Source organism: Salifodinibacter halophilus (assembly GCA_012999515.1).
Lineage (GTDB): Bacteria > Pseudomonadota > Gammaproteobacteria > Nevskiales > Salinisphaeraceae > Salifodinibacter > Salifodinibacter halophilus.
The window spans coordinates 898,931-916,515 of record JABEEB010000001.1; the positions used below are offsets into that span (position 1 = coordinate 898,931).

The window sequence follows — 17,585 nt, forward strand, 5'->3', positions numbered from 1 at the left end:
GCCAGATTCGTGTGGCGCGCGCCACACCAACAACGAGACAGAGTCCGATGCTGGATATCAAAAACCTCCACGCTGAAGTCGAAGGGCAGCCCATTCTGAACGGCGTGGACCTGCACATCCCGACGGGTGAAGTACACGCCATCATGGGGCCGAACGGCTCCGGCAAATCAACGCTTGCCAACATTCTGGCCGACCGCGACGACTACGAAATTACCGCCGGCAGCGTGGACTACGATAGCCAATCGCTGCTGGATCTCGATGCCGAACAGCGCGCCTGCGAAGGCGTCTTCTTGGGTTTTCAGTACCCCGTCGAGATCCCGGGCGTTTCCAACCTCTACCTGCTGCGCGCTGCGGTCAATGCGCGTCGCGCGTACCGCGGCGAGGACGAGATCGACGCCATGGACTTCATGAAACAAGTCCAGAGCACGGTCGGCGACGTCGGCATGAGCATGGAAATGGCCAAGCGCGGCGTTAACGAAGGTTTTTCGGGCGGCGAGAAAAAGCGCAACGAAATCTTCCAGATGCTGATGCTAGAACCCAAGCTCTCGATCCTCGACGAGACCGACTCGGGGCTGGACATCGACGCACTCAAAACAGTCGCCAACGGCATCAACCAACTGCGCTCGCCGGAACGTTCGACAATTCTGGTGACCCATTACAAACGTCTGTTGGAACACGTGATTCCGGATCGGATCCACGTGCTGGCCGGCGGTCAGGTCGTCCGCTCGGGCGGGCCCGAGCTCGCCGACCACCTGGAAGCGCACGGCTACGCCGCACTTGAGACCGAAACCGCGAGTGCGGCGTCGTAATGACCGAACATAGCAGCGTTACCAACTACTACCGCAACGAATACGGTCGCGTATTCAGCCGGTTGCCGGGTGGTCCCGGGCCATCGGGTGAACGCCAGCAAAGCTTGGCGCGCTTCGTGGGCGCCGGATTCCCGCATGCCCGCATGGAAGACTGGAAATACACCAGCCTTCAACCGATCGAAAAGCGCCAATTCCGTATTGCGGACGAACCCGGCGACATCGACCAGGCCACGATCGACTCGCTCGCCCCGGCTGATCTCGACGCTTATCGGGTTGTTGTGATCGACGGCCGCTTCGATGCCACGCATTCCAAGCTCGATGGCCTACCATCGGGCGCTGACATCGTGAGCCTCGCCGATGATCTGAACAACGGCGGCGAAATCCAATCGTCGTCAATCAAGGACGAACCTGGCAGCCTCAGCGATCTAAACACCGCACTCGTGACCGATGGCGTCGTCATTCGTCTGGCCGCCAACGTCGCACTCGACAAACCCGTGCACCTCGTGAGCGTTGCCAGCGCGAACGAAGACAATCGCATGCACCACATACGACACCGGTTTGAGCTCGGCACAAGCGCCGAGGCGACCGTGGTCGAACATTATGTTGGTCTCGGCGAAGCCACCTACTTCACCAATGTCGTGACCGAGGCGATCACTGCGGCCAATGCCAAACTGACACGTTGCCGTGTACAACAGGAAGGCAAGCGTGGCTACCACATCGGTAGTTTCTACGCGCATCAACGGCGCGACAGTCGCATCATCGACCACGCGTTCGATTTCGGGGGCCGACTGGTGCGAACCGGTACCAACACGCGACTGGCCGAAGATAACTCGGAGATCCATCTCTACGGTGTTTACGCCCCGACCGGCCGCCAACACATCGACAACCACACGCGCGTGGACCATGCCACCGAGCACGGCATCAGCCGCGAAATCTACAAAGGCGTACTCGATGGCCACGGCCGTGGCATATTCAACGGCAAGATTATTGTCCACCCGCACGCCCAAAAAACCGACTCGGATCAAGCAGCAAATGCGCTACTGCTGTCGGACAATGCCGAGGTCGATGCCAAACCCGAGCTTGAGATCTACGCCGACGACGTCACCTGCGGCCACGGCTCGACCGTTGGTCAGCTCGACGAAAATGTGGTGTTCTATCTCAAGAGCCGCGGTGTCGGCGAAGACGGCGCACGGGCGATCTTGACCTACAGTTTCGCCAACGCACTGGTGGCCATGATCGGCCTGCGGCCGCTGGAACAGTTCCTCGAAGCCGCTCTATTGGCCAAGCTGCCAGGCGGCCAGACTTACGCAGATCTGGCCTGACACCATGGCAACGGTAGGCCACAACACCGGCCATTTCGATGTTGAAAAGGTTCGCGCGGACTTTCCGATCCTTGATGAGCCGCTGCCGAGTGGGCAGCGGCTGACATATATCGACAACGCCGCGACAACCCAGAAACCAAGCGCCGTACTCGAAGCAAGCGATGGTTATTATCGGCACGCCAATGCCAACGTCCATCGGGCGATTCATACACTGTCGCAGCGCGCAACCCAGCAATACGAGGCGACTCGTGACCGCATTGCGACCTTTGTAAACGCCGCATCTCGCGATGATGTCGTATTCACCAAGGGCACGACCGACGGCATCAACCTCGTCGCGCAATCGTTTGTTCGCCCACGGCTTGCCGAAGGCGACGAGATCGTACTCACCGAGGTCGAGCACCACTCCAATATCGTGCCGTGGCAGCTCATTGCCGAAGCCACCGGTGCCCAAATCGTCGTAGTGCCGGTCGGCGACGACGGCAGCATCGACGCTGCGGATTTTGAATCCCGGCTCGGCCCCAGGACCAAGTTCGCCGCGTTTGCGCATATCGCCAATGCAATTGGCACGCGACTGCCGGTCGAGGCCATGATCGAAGCCGCCCACAAGCGGGACGTGCCGGTATTGATCGACGGCGCGCAAGCCATCGCCCATCAGCCGGTGGATTTGCAGGCACTCTCGCCCGAATTCTACGTCTTTTCCGGCCACAAGGTATTCGGCCCGACTGGCGTCGGCGCGCTGATCGGAAAGGCCGATTACCTACAAGCCGCCTCGCCCTATCAGGGCGGCGGTGACATGATCGACACCGTGTCGTTCGCCGGCACCACCTACAACGACGTGCCTTACAAGTTCGAGGCCGGTACGCCAAATATCGCTGGCGTAGCCGCGCTTGGCGCCGCAATCGACTACACCAACAAACTGGATCTTACGGCGGTCGCCGCCCACGAACACGAACTGCTCAAATCCGCCACTGCGGCCATCGAAGAGATGGACGGGCTGCACATCATCGGCACCACACCGGACAAAGCGGGCATCATCTCGATGGTTATGGACGACGTCCACGCCCATGACATCGGCACCTTGCTCGACGAATCCGGCATCGCCATCCGCACTGGCCACCACTGTGCCATGCCGCTAATGGCGCGCTTCGGCGTCTCTGCCACCGCGCGCGCGTCTTTCGCCGCCTACAACAACCAGGCCGATGTCGACGCGCTGATCAAGGGCCTGCACAGTATCCAGCGTATTTTCGGTTAGCGTTTTTTCGGGAGATTTTGAACGATGAGCGACTGGGTCAACGTTGCTAGCGAGAGCGAACTAAGTGACGGCCAGCGTCGAGTCGTCGATGTCGACGACGTCATGGTGGCTGTATTCAACCACGGCGGTGAGTACTACGCCATCGAGGACGTTTGCACCCACGACGGTGGCGAATTAGCCAGCGGCGATCTCGAAGGCGACGAAATCATCTGCCCTCGGCATGGCGCCCGATTCTGTATCCGAAACGGCGAGGCGCTGACCGCCCCGGCCTACGAAGACGTTCACTGCTTTCCGGTGCGCGTCGACAACGGCACCGTCCAGGTCTGTGACGACCGTTTCGACTAACACAGCCTGATAACACGGCCGGCTCGGCCGCCGGCTTGCGTGCGGCACAGCAGGCAACTCGTCCACGTTCCACTTCGAACTGCAGCTACGGCGTCAGCTCGAAATCTTCATGCATCACTGCCATGCATCGGGCCGTGGCTGTAACGGCTGCCTTTAACTGGCCGAGCGGACACCGGCCATAACGGGCACCGGCTTGTCATAGTGGTGCACGGGATCGCGTTGCCGAATCGTGCATGGCATCACCCGATTCACGGGCGCTGCCAACGATCCGGCAACGCATCGCCGCAATGATAATTTAGAATTCAACGCCAATTCGCGCGCCGCCAACAAGCACGCCGTCACGATCGGATCGAAAATCGGCGTTATCGATATATTGGATATCGGGCGACACATAAAGCGGGCCCATGGCATTGATACGCCAGTATGCTTCGACCTGATAGATGGGGTCGGAACTATACGCCAGATGGTCAGAGTCGCCGGTCCGCGCAAAGGCGACACCTAACACTGAGTCGTGCTGCTGTAACTGGATTGGCAGCTGATAGGCCAGCGAGATAAAGTTGGCCGCAGCCTGGGCTTTGTCGTTGGCCACACCACCGCGCCACTGCACGCGGCCAGAGCCCATTGGCGCCCCCGCCAGCGCATATACGCCGTAACCGTTTTCTGTCGAATTCATCCGCCCCAGGCGCGCTACATCACCAGTGTCGTACCAAAGACCACCCTTGAGCGCGTAACCGTTGGCGTGCCAGTCGAGTTCGGCGGTTGTGAACGCGCCCTTGTCGTAGCGGCCACGATCGCCATTGAGGTCGAATACGTTGCCATAGGTCGGATCTCGTTCGTCTTCGAGGCCACTATCGCTGCCGAGAAACAGCTTATAGCTGACCCTGTTATTGACGCGCCCTTGATACGCGCCGCCAAGCACAAAACTAGGGAATGCAATACTGGGATTATTCACAAACGAATCAGCCAGAAACTGCGTGTATTCGTCGCCGGCAACCGAATTGGCATCGAGAAGCGCCGTCGGATCAAGCAACCCCGCTCGGAACTTGCCAGAGCCGGCGGGAAGCTCGTAGAAAAATTGTGTAGCGGCGATTCGCCCATCGCCGTCCGAATCGAGCGTTTCACCAACCAAGGCGTTGGAAGCGTAATGCTGCGCCACCCCATTATCGGCCGGAGAGGTCGCTCCACGAGCCTCCAGATGCCAAGCTCCCGGGCCCATGTCCAGCGTGCCCATTAGATAAAACGTAGCACTGGGATCGCCATTGACGTCCTCGCCATCGGCACTGGATTCCGTCGCCGCCTGGTACGTCCCGTTAATAATGCCGTGTATGCTCGCATTATTGTCACTGTCGCCGACCGCACCCGCGGACATCGACACGATAGTGAGAACAGACGCGCCAAGCGCCAATGGTAAAGACAATCGCATGGACACTCTCCCTGTGGTGAAAAACAACGAACTGCAGCCCCAGCATGCTTAAAAGGTCAACTGCGGATCGCAGGCCCAACCGTTGGCTGATAGCCGCTTAATGCTTACAAATTTCTTCTATTTCGACGGCGTGGCCGAGAGGCGCCGAGTATTGTTAAAAATGCAAACAATTCCTATTCGTTTTTAAATTAAGCGCTATCGACCTTGCTGTCAAAGCCACGATCGCGAACTCAAGACCCAACCGTCAGCCGGCATCGAAAGCTTTGTACCCAGCTCGCTGTCGCGCAAACGTTTAAGGCCACCTGTCTCGCACCCGAGCTCATCACCGCGTCGGGATAACGAAAGCCTGACTGCGCTGCGACCGGCATGGTGGCAAGCGTCTTGTTATCGGCGTTTATTGCCGCCGCAAACCCGTAATCCGGCGGCATACCGGCAGGATCAAACCGCCCATGCGGCCTGAATGACGAGCTGTAGTCGTTCACGCGCGTTGTAGTGGTTGACGTCTACGCGATACACCGTCTGCAGACGCGCCGCGTTTTGCACGGATGTATCACCATTGAACCAGATTGCCTCGACAACTTCCGACTCACCGGGTGTCCGTAACCAGAGCTTGACGTGCCGCTCGCCGACGATACGCGCGATCTGCACGTCAAACACACCGTCGAACTGTGGCTCCTCAAAGCCAATGCCCCAAGGACCACCGTCGCGCACTGCTTTGGCGGTGGCCAGGGTACGTTCGGCGGCGGCCAGCGCCCCGTCGGTAGTCCACGCTGGCGAGGCGAGTGCTGGTGTCAGCCGCGATTCGATCACGGCGCTAAATGCGGCGGCGAATCGATCGATATGCTCGACGGCCATACTCAATCCCGCAGCGCCGGCGTGACCGCCGAAACGCGCGATCAAATCCGGCTCAGCAGCATCGACAGCAGCCAACGCATCGCGAATGTTCAAGCCATCGATCGAGCGTGCTGAACCTTTCACAAGGCCGTTATCGGCCGGCGCAAAGGCGACGGCCGGCCGGTGCCAATCGCGTGCCAAACGACCGGCGATCAATCCGACGACACCTTCATGCCAATCGGCGCGGTAGACCACCTGCGCCGCCGGCCGATCCGTATCCGGTGCCGGTGCGACGTCTGCGACCGCTGCATCAGCCTCGGTCTGCATACGGTCCTGCATCGTACGTCGCCGATTGTTAAGCTCGCCCAGTTCATCAGCACGTTGACGTGCTTCGGCCGGCGAATCGGTCAGTAGACACGCCACGCCGAGCGCCATATCGTCCAGCCGACCGGCGGCATTCAAACGCGGGCCGATACTAAAACCGACATCGCGTGCGGTGAGCGTCTCGGCCTGGCGGCCAGCCGTCATAATCAAAGCAGCCACGCCGGGCCGATTGCGGCCGGCCCGAATACGACGGATCCCCTGCGCCACAAGCACGCGATTGACATGCTGCATGGGCACACAGTCCGCCACTGTGCCGATCGCAACCAGGTCGAGATAATCGCTCATGCGTGGCAGCGCGTTTGCCGGCAGACGCTCTACAAAGCGAGCGCGTAACGCCAACATCGCATAGAACGTTACACCGACGCCCGCCAATACGCCGAGCGTAGCGCCGCCGCCATCAGGCTGATTGGGGTTAACGATTGCATCGGCGCGCGGCAGTTCATCGCCAGGCAGGTGATGGTCGAGCACGATGACTTGCCAACCCGCGGCCCGGGCGGCATCGACACCCACGACGCTCGAGATGCCGTTATCGACAGTCACAATGACATCGCCCGAAGCTCCCATGCCGACCGTCTCGACCACCCCCGGCGACAAGCCATAGCCGTCGCGGACACGGTGCGGCAGATGGTAGTCCACATACGCCGCACCAAAGGCACGGAGCGCATGACAAGCCAAGGCGGTACTGGTCGCGCCGTCGGCGTCGAAATCGCCAACTACCACGATGCGATGGCCAGCCGTGATGGCTGTCTCGAGAATCGCCGCAGCCGGGTCGATGCCGGCCAGTGTTCGGAAATGCGGCAATGCCGCCAACGAGTAATTAAGTATGTCGTCGCTCGTGGCGCCACGAGCGGCATAAATACGTGCAAGCAACGCGGATTCGATAGCCGGCAGCGCTGTGCCGACCTCTCGTCGCTCGATAGCCGCTTGCTCCCCGATCGAAACGCCGGTCTTCGATTCGGGCGCGCTACTGGCAGCCGACATTCCCGCGTTATCCAGCAGCGGGCGGATCGTTACAAGCCGCTTTCAATTCGCTTACGAACAGCGGCTTCGGTCGCGTCCAGGGTCTCGATCTCGGCCAGACCACCGCCCTGCTCGATCGCGCGGTCGGGGTCTTTCAAGCCATGCCCTGTCAGAGTGCACACAACCGTTGACCCAGCCTCGATACGACCCTTTTCAATAGCGCGCATCACACCCGCGATCGAGGCCGCCGATGCGGGCTCACAGAATATGCCTTCGCGGGCGGCGAGCTGCTTTTGCGCGTGGAGAATCTCACTGTCGGGCAGTTCGTCGAAATGGCCGCCGGACTCGTCATGCGCCGCCCAGGCTGCGTTCCAGCTCTGGGGATGGCCAATGCGGATAGCCGTAGCCACAGTGTCGGGTTCATCAACGGCCGCCCCGCGCAGAAACGGTGCCGCACCGGTGGATTGAAAACCAAGCATGGTCGGCCGCTTATCGTAGCCACCGATGCTATAGCTGTGGTCGTTGCAATCCCCGGCTGTCAACGTGCCGGGCTGTGCAGCCAGTTCTTTGTAGCCGAGCCAATGGGCGGAGATGTTGCCGGCATTACCAACCGGTAGTGCGTGGTAATCCGGCACCCGGCCGAGTTCATCGCAGATTTCGAACGCCGCCGTCTTCTGACCTTGCAACCGGAACGGATTAACTGAATTGACTAAAGTGACCGGCGCGGTCTCGGCGACCTGTTTGACCAGGCGCATGCCATCGTCAAAGTTGCCACGGATCTGAACAATGCGTGCGCCTTGGATCATGGCCTGGGCGAGCTTGCCGGTCGCAATCTTGCCGTCCGGGATGAGCACGAACGCCGTGAGTCCCGCACGGGCAGCATAGGCCGCTGCCGAAGCCGATGTATTGCCGGTCGAGGCACAGATAATCGTATCCACGCCGTCGGCGACCGCGCTGGTCACCGCCATGGTCATGCCGCGGTCCTTGAACGAACCGGATGGATTCAGACCTTCGTATTTGACGTAAAGATCACCGTCAAAACCGATATCGCGGGCCAGATTATCGAGCCGGATGAGCGGTGTGCCGCCCTCGCCGAGCGCGACCGCAGGTGTTTCATTGGCGATCGGCAGCCGGTCGCGGTAGCGGTCGATCAGGCCCGTGTAGCGGCTTGCCATAAGCGGTTGTACTCCGAATTCCGGTATTGCGGCGGTTCGTTCTATCAGTCTTCGAAATGGGCCACGCGCAGGTGCATCGACCCAGCATACGCAAACTCAAACGCCTCGATCCGCTCCAGTGCGGCCAACACATTGCCTTCGCGTGCCGACTTTGTAATCACAATGACATGGGCATCGCCCTCGCCGTTGCTGGCTGGCAGATCCTTTTGCAGGATCGCGTCGATGCTGATATCCAGATCCGCGAGCACTTCAGTCATGGCCGCCATCACACCAGCCTGGTCGGCAACCTGCACACGCAGATAATGGCCACACTCGAAATCCGAACGATCACGAATCGGCTCATTCGATATCTGGTCGGGCTGGAATGCTAGATGCGGCACGCGACCAGACGGATCGGTGCTGAGCACGCGGATAGTATCGGTCATATCGGCGACCACCGCCGAAGCCGTCGGCCCCGCACCGGCGCCCGCGCCGTAGTAGACGGTCGGCCCTAGCGCATCGCCGTAAACCATGACCGCGTTTTTCTCGTTTTCGACGTTGGCAAGCAAAGCTTTTTCGGGGACCAGCGTCGGATGCACACGTAGCTCGACACCGTTTTGCGTTCGCTTGGCGATACCGAGTGCCTTGACGCGATAGCCGAGTTGGCTGGCATAGGCAATGTCGTGCGCTGTGAGATGCCGGATACCTTCGGTATGAACCCGGTCCAGCGACAGCGGGATACCAAAAGCAATACTGCCGATAATGGCCAGCTTGTGCGCCGCGTCGATGCCTTCAATATCGAAAGTCGGGTCAGCCTCGGCAAAGCCGCGCCTCTGAGCCTCAGCCAGCGCATACTCGAAGCTCACACCTTCGAACATCATCTGACTAAGGATAAAGTTGCCAGTGCCGTTAATGATGCCGGCAACCCATTCAATACGGTTGGCCGACAGCGACTCGCGCATTGCTTTGATGATGGGTATGCCGCCCGCCACCGCGGCTTCAAACGACACCACCACGTTATTGCGCTCGGCAGCCGCGAAAATAGCATTGCCATGCAGCGCAATCAGATGCTTATTCGCCGTGATGACGTGTTTGCCACGCTCGATTGCCGCCATGGTTAGGTCAAACGCCATCCCATCGCCGCCAATCAATTCAAGCACCACATCGATGTTCGGATCATCGACAATCGACTGGCAGTCGGTGCCAATATCAATTTCGGCGACATGGCATTCGCGCGTCTTGGTCGTATCGCGGACCGCCGCCCGCGTAACGCGAATCTCGCGCCCGGCACGGCGTACGATTTCGTCGCGATTTTCGGCCAGCAGATTGACGACGCCGGCCCCTACCGTGCCGAGGCCGAGCAGCCCGACGTTGATCGGTTTCACTTGTTTTAAGACTCCTTGAGGGTCGATTCGGTGGCAACGCCATCGCGCCAGAACATGCGCTTGATATTGCGCAGTCCCTGGCGCGTGCGTTGATCATTCTCGATCAGGCTTATACGCACGTGCGTATCACCGTAGGCGCCAAATCCGACACCCGGTGAGACTGCGACGTGGGCATCAGCCAACAGTTTCTTGGTGAATTCCAGTGACCCCATCTCACGATAGGCCTTGGGAATAGGCGCCCAGACAAACATCGTGGCTTTCGGCTTATCGACCGACCAGCCAATGGCATTGAGCCCGTCGCAAACCAAGTCACGCCGCTGGCGATAGGTTTCGCGGATATCCTCGACGCAATCCTGCGGGCCGTTCAGTGCACTGATAGCCGCGACTTGTACAGGGGTATACATACCGTAGTCGAGATAGGACTTCATCCGCGAGAGAGCCGCGATCAATGTCTCGTTGCCGCACATGAAGCCGATCCGCCACCCCGGCATGGAGTAGCTTTTCGACATCGAAAAGCACTCGACCGCAACATTCTTGGCACCGGGGACTTCCAGAATCGATGGCGCGCGATAACCGTCAAAGACCAGATCGGCATAGGCCAGATCCTGGATGATCCAGAAATCGTACGCGCGCGCCATTTCGACCATGCGCTCGAAAAAGGCATAGTCGACGCACTCGGTGGTCGGATTGCCGGGGAAATTCAAAAGCAGCATCTTCGGCCGCGGCCACGATTCGGTAACCGCCCGCTCCAACTCTTCGAAGAAGTCCGTATCCGGCATCAGGCGCACGTGGCGCACATCGGCGCCGGCGATGATCGCCCCGTAAGGATGAATTGGATAAGCCGGGTTGGGCACCAGCACCTGATCACCGGCTTCCAGAGTCGCCAGCATCAGGTGCGCCAGCCCCTCCTTCGACCCCATGGTGACGATCGCTTCAGACTCAGCGTCGATATTCACATCGAAATTGCGCTTGTACCAAGCTGAAATCGCCTGTCGCAGGCGCGGCACACCTTTGGAACTGGAATAGCGATGGGTGCCCGGCCGCTTGGCGACCTCCACCATTTTGTCCACGATGTGGTCGGGCGTGGGCTGATCCGGATTGCCCATGCCGAAGTCGATGATGTCCTCGCCGCGCGCTCGCGCGTCCTGTTTTAGTTCGTTGACAATCGAAAAGACGTACGGCGGCAGCCGCTCGATCCGTGCGAACTCGGACTTCGACGATGGATTAGCCATGGGCGGCGACTCGGAAGTCGGCAAAATATACCGTTAAACGGTTGATTTTGCCAGATATAGAGCGCCGAGGCTATCGCGCCGACACTGGCTACGCTATCGATTGGGCAACAGCCGTGCCGGGTTGACCGAATCACCGTCGTGGCGGATTTCGAAGTGAAGCATCGGTGTCTTGCCGGGCCCCAGCCCCATCGTTGCGATGCGCTGGCCAATTTCTATGTCTTGTCCTTTGTGGACACGCGTTTGCCTGACAAAGCCGTAGGCCGACAGATAACGGTTTGCATGCTTGATGATGATCAGCTTGCCGAAACCTTTCAGCCCGGTGCCGTTATAAACGACCGTACCGCTGGAAACAGCATAGATCGGGGCGCCGGCCGAACCACCAATTTCGATGCCCTGTCGCTGATCGCCATCGCCATAACTCTGAACCAACGCACCGCTGGCTGGCCACTGCCATTGACTATCACCCGGACCTGCGACGCGTGCCGGCTCGTGGCCGGGCTTCGCGGATGTCGACTCGTTATCTTCCTGTGCAGCTTGCTCGTCGGTTGTCGACGACTTATCTGACCCGGACGCTTGCGCTGCCTCACCTGACTTCGATTCATTAGCCGCCGGCTCGGGCTTCGTATCGGTGTGTTCACCCTCTTCGGCATTCGAGGCCGGCGACTGGCCAGCCTCGGGCTCGCCGTCGCTCGTGTTTTTATCCTGATCCTGCTTATCCTGATCTTTCTTATTCTGATCCTTGCTGCCGACTTTCAGAACTTTTTCCGATTCTTGTACGACAGTAGTCTGCGTGGATTCGCGCTGCGTTTTGTTATTACTACTGTCGTTTTGTTCTTCGACCGACGTTTGAATCGATTGCTGCTGCTGCGCCTGACTGTCCTGCGGCGCGCGTACGATCCGGCTGCGTTTGCCTGAATCCATTTGGGCGTAATCCAACTTGGGATACGGCTTCAACGTCAGGCTTTCGCCCACATAAATCCGGTATGGCCGGTCGATATGGTTCCAGCGCGCCAGCTTGCGCCAGTTGAGGTTATAGCGCTGGGCCACTGAATACAGCGTATCGCCACGCTGTACGGTATAGCGATCCGGGCGCAGTGTCTGACTGATCGAGCAAGCACCCAGCGCCGTTACCAGCGCCAAAGCCAAGGCAGTACTCAGGCCAGAACGAATCCAGTCAGAGATAATATTGCGGCAACAAGACAACACCATCCAATCCAATTAATATATTTCAGCACATGGGCTTCGAACGCTGGGCCAAGCCAGATTACCAAACCAGCCACCAAACCGAACCGAAGCCCTCGCCCAACCAACGAAGCCAACACGAACGGCGCCACAATCATGCCTGCAACGCCGGCCGCAATGGTAAAAACTTTATATGGAATCGGCGTAAAACCAGCCAACACCACGATCAAGACGCCGTAACGGCTGAACCACGCCTGCGCCTGATGGTAGGCGCCTAAATAACCAAGCTGAGCGAGTGCGGGCTGCACGACGTCGATAAACCACATACCGATTGCGTAGCCGACGAGGCCACCTGCGGTTGATGCCAGCGTCGCCAATAGCGCGTAATGCCAGCCGCGCCGTGGCCTTGCCAGCGTCATAGGCGCCAACATGGCTTCCGGCGGAATCGGAAAAACACAGGCTTCCGTAAAAGCCAGTACGGCGAGCCATCTCGGGGCGTGGCGATGGCCGGCGGCGGCCACGACCCAGTCGTAGAGTCGGCGCCACACTAGGATTGAATCAGCGGCACGAACGATACAGCATCGTGTACTTCGCGCACCGCTGTGTGGCCGTCACGCCGGATTCGATAGAGCCTCTGACCGCCTTCAGCGGCCAACGGCAGGATCATGCAACCGCCGTCAGCGAGTTGTTCGAACAACTCGGTCGGGAAATGATCCGCGCCCGCGGTGACCACAATGTGCTTGAATGGCGCCCGGCTCGGCAGCCCAACGACGTCCTGGCTCGCTAAGCGCGCCTCCACACGCCTATACCCCAGACGCGCCAAGCGCGCGCGTGACAGCCGATAAAGCGGCTCGACGCGTTCCATGGTCACGACCGATGCACCAAGCTCAGCTAACACAGCAGCCTGATAGCCACTCCCGGTGCCGATCTCCAGCACCTGATCCGAAACAGTGGTGTCCTCCATCCCGGCAATCGCGAGTGTGGTCATCTCAGCGACAATGGTCGGCTGCGAGATGGTCTGTCCATGCCCGATGGGCAGCGCACTATCGTCGTAGGCACGGCTGGCCATCGCCTCGTCCACAAACTCGTGCCGCGGCACGGCCTTCATCGCCTCGAGTACGCGCGGATCGAAGGTGCCCGTGGCGGCCAAACGCTCAATCAGACGTTCACGGCTCCGTGCCGAGGCCATGCCATACCCGCGGGTGTGCGGGTGGCGCGTATCACTCGGCGCCAACGTGTGCCTCCGGTCCGATCAAAACGCGGCCGCGCAAGACTGTCAGTGCACCCGACCATCCCGGCGTACGCACCGCCTGTCGAAGGCGTGGATGGGTCGCTGCGGGCGACAAGTCCATCGGATTGTAATAACCGCTAATGCTCATAATCCGCCGAGCCAGGTACCAAGATCGTCGATCGCAGGATAGCGTGTGCGATCAGTCTGCAACGGTGTAATCGAGACTGCGTTATTGGCCACAGCGTAAAAATCAGTGCCGGGTCCACAATCGGCCTCGTTACCAGCCTCGCCAATCCAGTAAATCGTACGACCGCGCGGATCGGCCGACACAGTGACACGCTCACCCTGGTGCCGGTTGCCAAGCCGAGTGGATCGATAACCACAAAGCGACTCGAAAGGTACATCCGGCACATTGACGTTCAAAACACTATCCGGTGCCAGCGGTCGGTCAATCAAGTGTTTCACGAGTTCATCAACCACACGGGCCGCGGTTTCATAGTGTGCGAGTTGCGTGCCAGCCAGGGAGACGGCGATGGCCGGCAACCCCAGTGAACGCCCTTCCGTGGCCGCTGCCACCGTGCCCGAATAAAGAACGTCATCGCCCAGGTTCGAACCGGCATTAATGCCACTGATCACAACATCTGGCCGTTGCTCGAAAAAGCCAGTCGTGGCTAAATGAACACAATCGGTGGGCGTGCCATCAATCGCGTAACTGCCCGGCCCAACCAGTCGAGCCCGAAGCGGACGCTCCAGCGTTAGCGCATTGCTCACACCACTGCAGTTCCGATCCGGCGCGGCCGTGACGATATCGTCCGACGGCGGGCCAAATCGCTGCTCGAGGCACTCGCGTAGCGTGTTCAACCCGGTTGCGTGATAGCCGTCGTCGTTGGACAGTAGTAGGCGCATCAATACCTCGATAACGGGTCGCCAACAGGCGACAAAGTGATACAGGATAGCGTATTGATCGGGCCACCGACTGGCCCGAGAACAACGGGACGCGCCCATGGCACGACAAACCGATCAATCGCACGCACGAACCAGCGCTGACGACCGCCCGGGCAACGACGCTGAAGCCAGCGCTGACGAACAGGCCCTTTTCCGTGCCACGGTCGGCCCTGTGGCGGCAGTCAACACCCCGCGACGCGCGCCATCGCAATCCCGACCGTCGACCCAGCCTTGCATGCGCGAAGCCGATGAGCAGGCCGTGCTCGACGAGCTCCTCGATACACCACCGCCGCCGGAGGTAGAGACCGGCGACGAACTGCATTTTGCACGGGCGGGCCTTCAGCACCGCGTGATGAACAAACTGCGCCGCGGCCACTACCGCTGCCAAGCCGAACTCGATCTGCACGGCATGGTGGTCGACGTCGCCCGGCAAGCATTCGCCGAGTTTTTACATGAAGCCACGAGCGCCGGCTACGGCTGCGTGCGGATCGTCCATGGCAAGGGGAACCGATCAGGGCATGGCGGCCCCGTTCTTAAGACACGGGTAGCGGGCTGGCTGCGCCAGCGAGACGAAGTATTGGCATTCGCGTCGACTCCGCCGAACGACGGCGGCACCGGCGCTGTGTACGTGCTATTGCGGCGCCGCTAGCACCTGGTGTCTCGCGCCACGCGCTGCCGTGGCTCAGAGCAGATCCCCTGTCTCGGGCATCGTCTGAACCGGACCTCATCCTTGGCCGTTATGTCGCCCCGTATGACGTTGAATGTCACGCCCGACCGTATCGGCGACGCTGCAATAGCGAGTCATCACACCACACTCGAACTTTAGTCTTAAGGCGTTTGTTTGCCCATTTACATTTATAGGGCTTTCAAACGATCCTTAATCGAAACAGTGATACGACATGCGGTGTATCGAGTGCTCGGTTGGATAACGACCTATAACCGACGACAACGCTTCGCCGCCAACTTGGCGCCAACTCGAACGCAACACTGGGTCATATACTCGCTTCAGGACGTTCAACCATGAGCAGCATCCTCGACCGTGAAGCAACGGTGGCGCCGCCTAACTACAATCGCTGGCTCATTCCGCCATGCGCGCTGTGCATGCACTTATCGATCGGTCAAGTCTACGCGTTCAGCGTCTTCAATGAACCGATGACACGGCTGATTGGCGTGAGCGAGTCCGCACCTCAGGACTGGAGCCTAGCGACGCTCGGCTGGATATTCAGCCTCGCCATCTTCGTACTCGGCGTCACATCCGCCATTCTAGGTGGCTGGTCCGAACGGGCTGGACCACGCAAGACCATGCTCGCCGCCGGCGTTTCCTGGGCACTTGGATTCCTGATTTCTGCGTTGGGTGTGTCGGTCCACTCACTCGTTTTGACATATCTCGGGTACGGCCTTTTTGGCGGCATCGGCCTGGGCTTGGCCTATATCTCACCGGTTAAGACGCTGATCCTGTGGTTTCCCGACCGACCTGGCTTGGCTACGGGCATGGCGATCATGGGCTTTGGTGGCGGCGCCATGATCGGTTCACCGCTCGCCGTCGGCCTTATGGATTTCTATTCAGGACCGATGTCAGTCGGGGTCGCGCCCACATTCGTAACCATGGGCCTTATCTATTTTGTCTTTATGATGATTGGCGCGATCTTTGTGCGCGTCCCACCTGCAGGCTGGCGGCCTGCCGGCTACACACCGCCGACGACATCGACAAAGCTGCAAACGACTGAAAATGTCGATCACCGTGTCGCCCACAAGACACCCCAGTTCTGGCTGGTGTGGTTTGTGCTGTTTCTAAACGTTACCGCTGGCATCGGCATACTCGGCCAAGCCTCGGTCATGGCACAGGAGATGGTCGGCATCACCGCCACGGCAGCCGCCGGCTTTGTCGGTTTGATCAGCCTATTCAATATGGGCGGACGTTTCGTCTGGGCTTCCATATCGGACTATATTGGGCGCAAATACACATATAGCACCTTCTTCATCCTCGGGATCGTGCTTTATATGCTGGTGCCACACGTTGCCAGTGCCGGCATCACCGCGCTGTTCGTGCTATTCGTGCTGATCATTATTTCGATGTACGGTGGCGGCTTCGCCACGGTACCGGCGTATCTGCGCGACCTATTCGGCCCCTCGCATGTCGGCGCCATTCACGGGAAACTGCTGACCGCATGGTCCGCGGCCGGCATCGCCGGGCCGGTGCTTATCAACTACCTCCGCCAGATCCAAATCCAGTCCGGCGTAGCGCCAGCATCGGCGTATACCATCACGCTCTACATCATGGCTGGGCTATTGGTCATCGGCTTACTATGCAACCTGGCCATCCGCGCCGTTGATTCGCGGTATCACATATCGCCCGAGCAAGACGCGCAACAAACAGACGTTTGAGAGGACTCGCGATGTCTGACCAACGCTCATCATCCCAAGGCAGCACCAAAACTGGCCAATGGGATCAAGTCGCTTTGTTCTGGGCCTTTGTCGGCATTCCACTGGCGTGGGGCATCATCGAAACCTTCATCAAAGCGGCGCAGATTTTCTACTAAAGGGGTGAACCCGGTGACCGCAACGCGCCGCTGGCTTCGTCATGCCACAGCTAGATGGTGCAACGTCATATGCCAACAAGTGCTGATCCCCATTCATCAGCCCATACACCGATCTGATGACGCCCAACACACTTCCAGCAGCTCGAAACAGCACGTTACGAGTCTTATAACAGACTCGTTTACCGAACGCTGAAGGCGGATGTCACGTGTATCAGCGTGGGCGTCGACGCATCTGGCCCGAGACCGATGTTAACGCCCCGCTGGCTCGTTTAACGTAGTTTGGGTGCCGGCGGTTTGGAAGCCGCGGGTGACAATGCCTCACCCTGGTGTCGACTGCGGCGCAGTTGTTCCCGCAACCGCAGAATACGCATACTGCTGGCCAACAGGCCGATTAACAGGCCAATGGCAAACGCGCCCCCGATAAACAAAACGAGGGGCGCGTCAATCGTCGTAAACAATACATCGACCGTGGTCGAACCGAAATTCATGCTGGCAAACGCCGCGCCTATCGCAACGGCGATCAACAGGATAACGGCCCGCACGATTCGCATTATCGCCCGATTCTCGCCACTGCCCGGCCAACGATC

17 protein-coding genes are annotated in these 17,585 nt (G+C 59.5%); 7 read left to right on the forward strand and 10 right to left on the reverse strand.

Annotated features, from left to right (window positions below; all coding sequences use genetic code 11):
• The first annotated feature begins 47 nt into the window (after positions 1 to 47).
• From sufC to HKX41_04075, 4 genes are read left to right on the forward strand one after another with little or no spacing between them, the layout of a single operon-like run.
• Positions 48 to 809 (forward strand): Fe-S cluster assembly ATPase SufC, encoded by a 762-nt coding sequence (gene sufC, locus HKX41_04060; GenBank protein NNC23327.1) that lies wholly within the window; start codon positions 48 to 50, stop codon positions 807 to 809.
• Entirely contained in the window at positions 809 to 2,131 is a 1,323-nt protein-coding gene (sufD, locus tag HKX41_04065) for a Fe-S cluster assembly protein SufD (GenBank protein NNC23328.1), read from the forward strand. Before sufC ends, sufD begins: the two co-directional genes overlap by 1 nt.
• 4 nt (positions 2,132 to 2,135) lie before the next feature.
• Positions 2,136 to 3,383, forward strand: coding sequence for a SufS family cysteine desulfurase (gene sufS / locus HKX41_04070; GenBank protein ID NNC23329.1), 1,248 nt, complete (start codon positions 2,136 to 2,138; stop codon positions 3,381 to 3,383).
• 24 nt (positions 3,384 to 3,407) lie between these two features.
• Entirely contained in the window at positions 3,408 to 3,728 is a 321-nt protein-coding gene (locus HKX41_04075) for a non-heme iron oxygenase ferredoxin subunit (GenBank protein ID NNC23330.1), read from the forward strand.
• 295 nt (positions 3,729 to 4,023) lie between these two features.
• On the opposite strand, the gene HKX41_04080 is transcribed toward HKX41_04075, so the two are convergent.
• From HKX41_04080 to surE, 9 genes are all read right to left on the reverse strand, one after another.
• On the reverse strand, positions 4,024 to 5,151 hold the full coding sequence (locus HKX41_04080; protein NNC23331.1) for a hypothetical protein: 1,128 nt from the start codon (positions 5,149 to 5,151) through the stop codon (positions 4,024 to 4,026).
• 438 nt (positions 5,152 to 5,589) lie between these two features.
• The gene (recJ, locus tag HKX41_04085; protein ID NNC23332.1) at positions 5,590 to 7,350 is read right to left on the reverse strand and encodes a single-stranded-DNA-specific exonuclease RecJ; all 1,761 of its coding nucleotides are present in this window, start codon (positions 7,348 to 7,350) and stop codon (positions 5,590 to 5,592) included.
• A 29-nt stretch (positions 7,351 to 7,379) separates the two neighbouring features.
• The gene (locus HKX41_04090) at positions 7,380 to 8,504 is read right to left on the reverse strand and encodes a threonine synthase (GenBank protein NNC23333.1); all 1,125 of its coding nucleotides are present in this window, start codon (positions 8,502 to 8,504) and stop codon (positions 7,380 to 7,382) included.
• 44 nt (positions 8,505 to 8,548) lie between these two features.
• Positions 8,549 to 9,868, reverse strand: coding sequence for a homoserine dehydrogenase (locus HKX41_04095; GenBank protein NNC23334.1), 1,320 nt, complete (start codon positions 9,866 to 9,868; stop codon positions 8,549 to 8,551).
• 5 nt (positions 9,869 to 9,873) lie between these two features.
• Complete coding sequence (gene alaC, locus HKX41_04100; protein NNC23335.1) at positions 9,874 to 11,100, reverse strand: alanine transaminase; 1,227 nt, start codon at positions 11,098 to 11,100, stop codon at positions 9,874 to 9,876.
• Positions 11,101 to 11,193: 93 nt separating this feature from the next.
• Positions 11,194 to 12,246: a peptidoglycan DD-metalloendopeptidase family protein gene (locus tag HKX41_04105; protein ID NNC23336.1), complete on the reverse strand. Its 1,053-nt coding sequence runs from the start codon at positions 12,244 to 12,246 to the stop codon at positions 11,194 to 11,196.
• Between the two features lie 8 nt (positions 12,247 to 12,254).
• Positions 12,255 to 12,836 (reverse strand): DedA family protein, encoded by a 582-nt coding sequence (locus HKX41_04110; protein NNC23337.1) that lies wholly within the window; start codon positions 12,834 to 12,836, stop codon positions 12,255 to 12,257.
• Positions 12,830 to 13,471 (reverse strand): protein-L-isoaspartate(D-aspartate) O-methyltransferase, encoded by a 642-nt coding sequence (locus HKX41_04115; protein ID NNC23338.1) that lies wholly within the window; start codon positions 13,469 to 13,471, stop codon positions 12,830 to 12,832. The genes HKX41_04110 and HKX41_04115 overlap by 7 nt, the downstream gene beginning before the upstream one ends.
• A 186-nt stretch (positions 13,472 to 13,657) precedes the next feature.
• Positions 13,658 to 14,419: a 5'/3'-nucleotidase SurE gene (surE, locus tag HKX41_04120; GenBank protein NNC23339.1), complete on the reverse strand. Its 762-nt coding sequence runs from the start codon at positions 14,417 to 14,419 to the stop codon at positions 13,658 to 13,660.
• Positions 14,420 to 14,516: 97 nt separating this feature from the next.
• On the opposite strand from surE, the gene HKX41_04125 reads away from it, so the two are divergent.
• From HKX41_04125 to HKX41_04135, 3 genes are all read left to right on the forward strand, one after another.
• A complete protein-coding gene (locus tag HKX41_04125) occupies positions 14,517 to 15,107 on the forward strand; it encodes a DNA mismatch repair protein MutS (GenBank protein ID NNC23340.1) in 591 nt (196 codons plus the stop codon).
• A 371-nt stretch (positions 15,108 to 15,478) separates the two neighbouring features.
• Complete coding sequence (locus HKX41_04130) at positions 15,479 to 16,843, forward strand: OFA family MFS transporter (protein NNC23341.1); 1,365 nt, start codon at positions 15,479 to 15,481, stop codon at positions 16,841 to 16,843.
• A gap of 11 nt (positions 16,844 to 16,854) precedes the next feature.
• Complete coding sequence (locus tag HKX41_04135; protein NNC23342.1) at positions 16,855 to 16,998, forward strand: hypothetical protein; 144 nt, start codon at positions 16,855 to 16,857, stop codon at positions 16,996 to 16,998.
• Positions 16,999 to 17,267: 269 nt separating this feature from the next.
• On the opposite strand, the gene HKX41_04140 is transcribed toward HKX41_04135, so the two are convergent.
• Positions 17,268 to 17,540 carry a LapA family protein gene (locus HKX41_04140; protein NNC23343.1) on the reverse strand — a complete coding sequence of 91 codons (273 nt, stop codon included), beginning with the start codon at positions 17,538 to 17,540 and terminating at the stop codon, positions 17,268 to 17,270.
• Between the last annotated feature and the right edge of the window lie 45 nt (positions 17,541 to 17,585).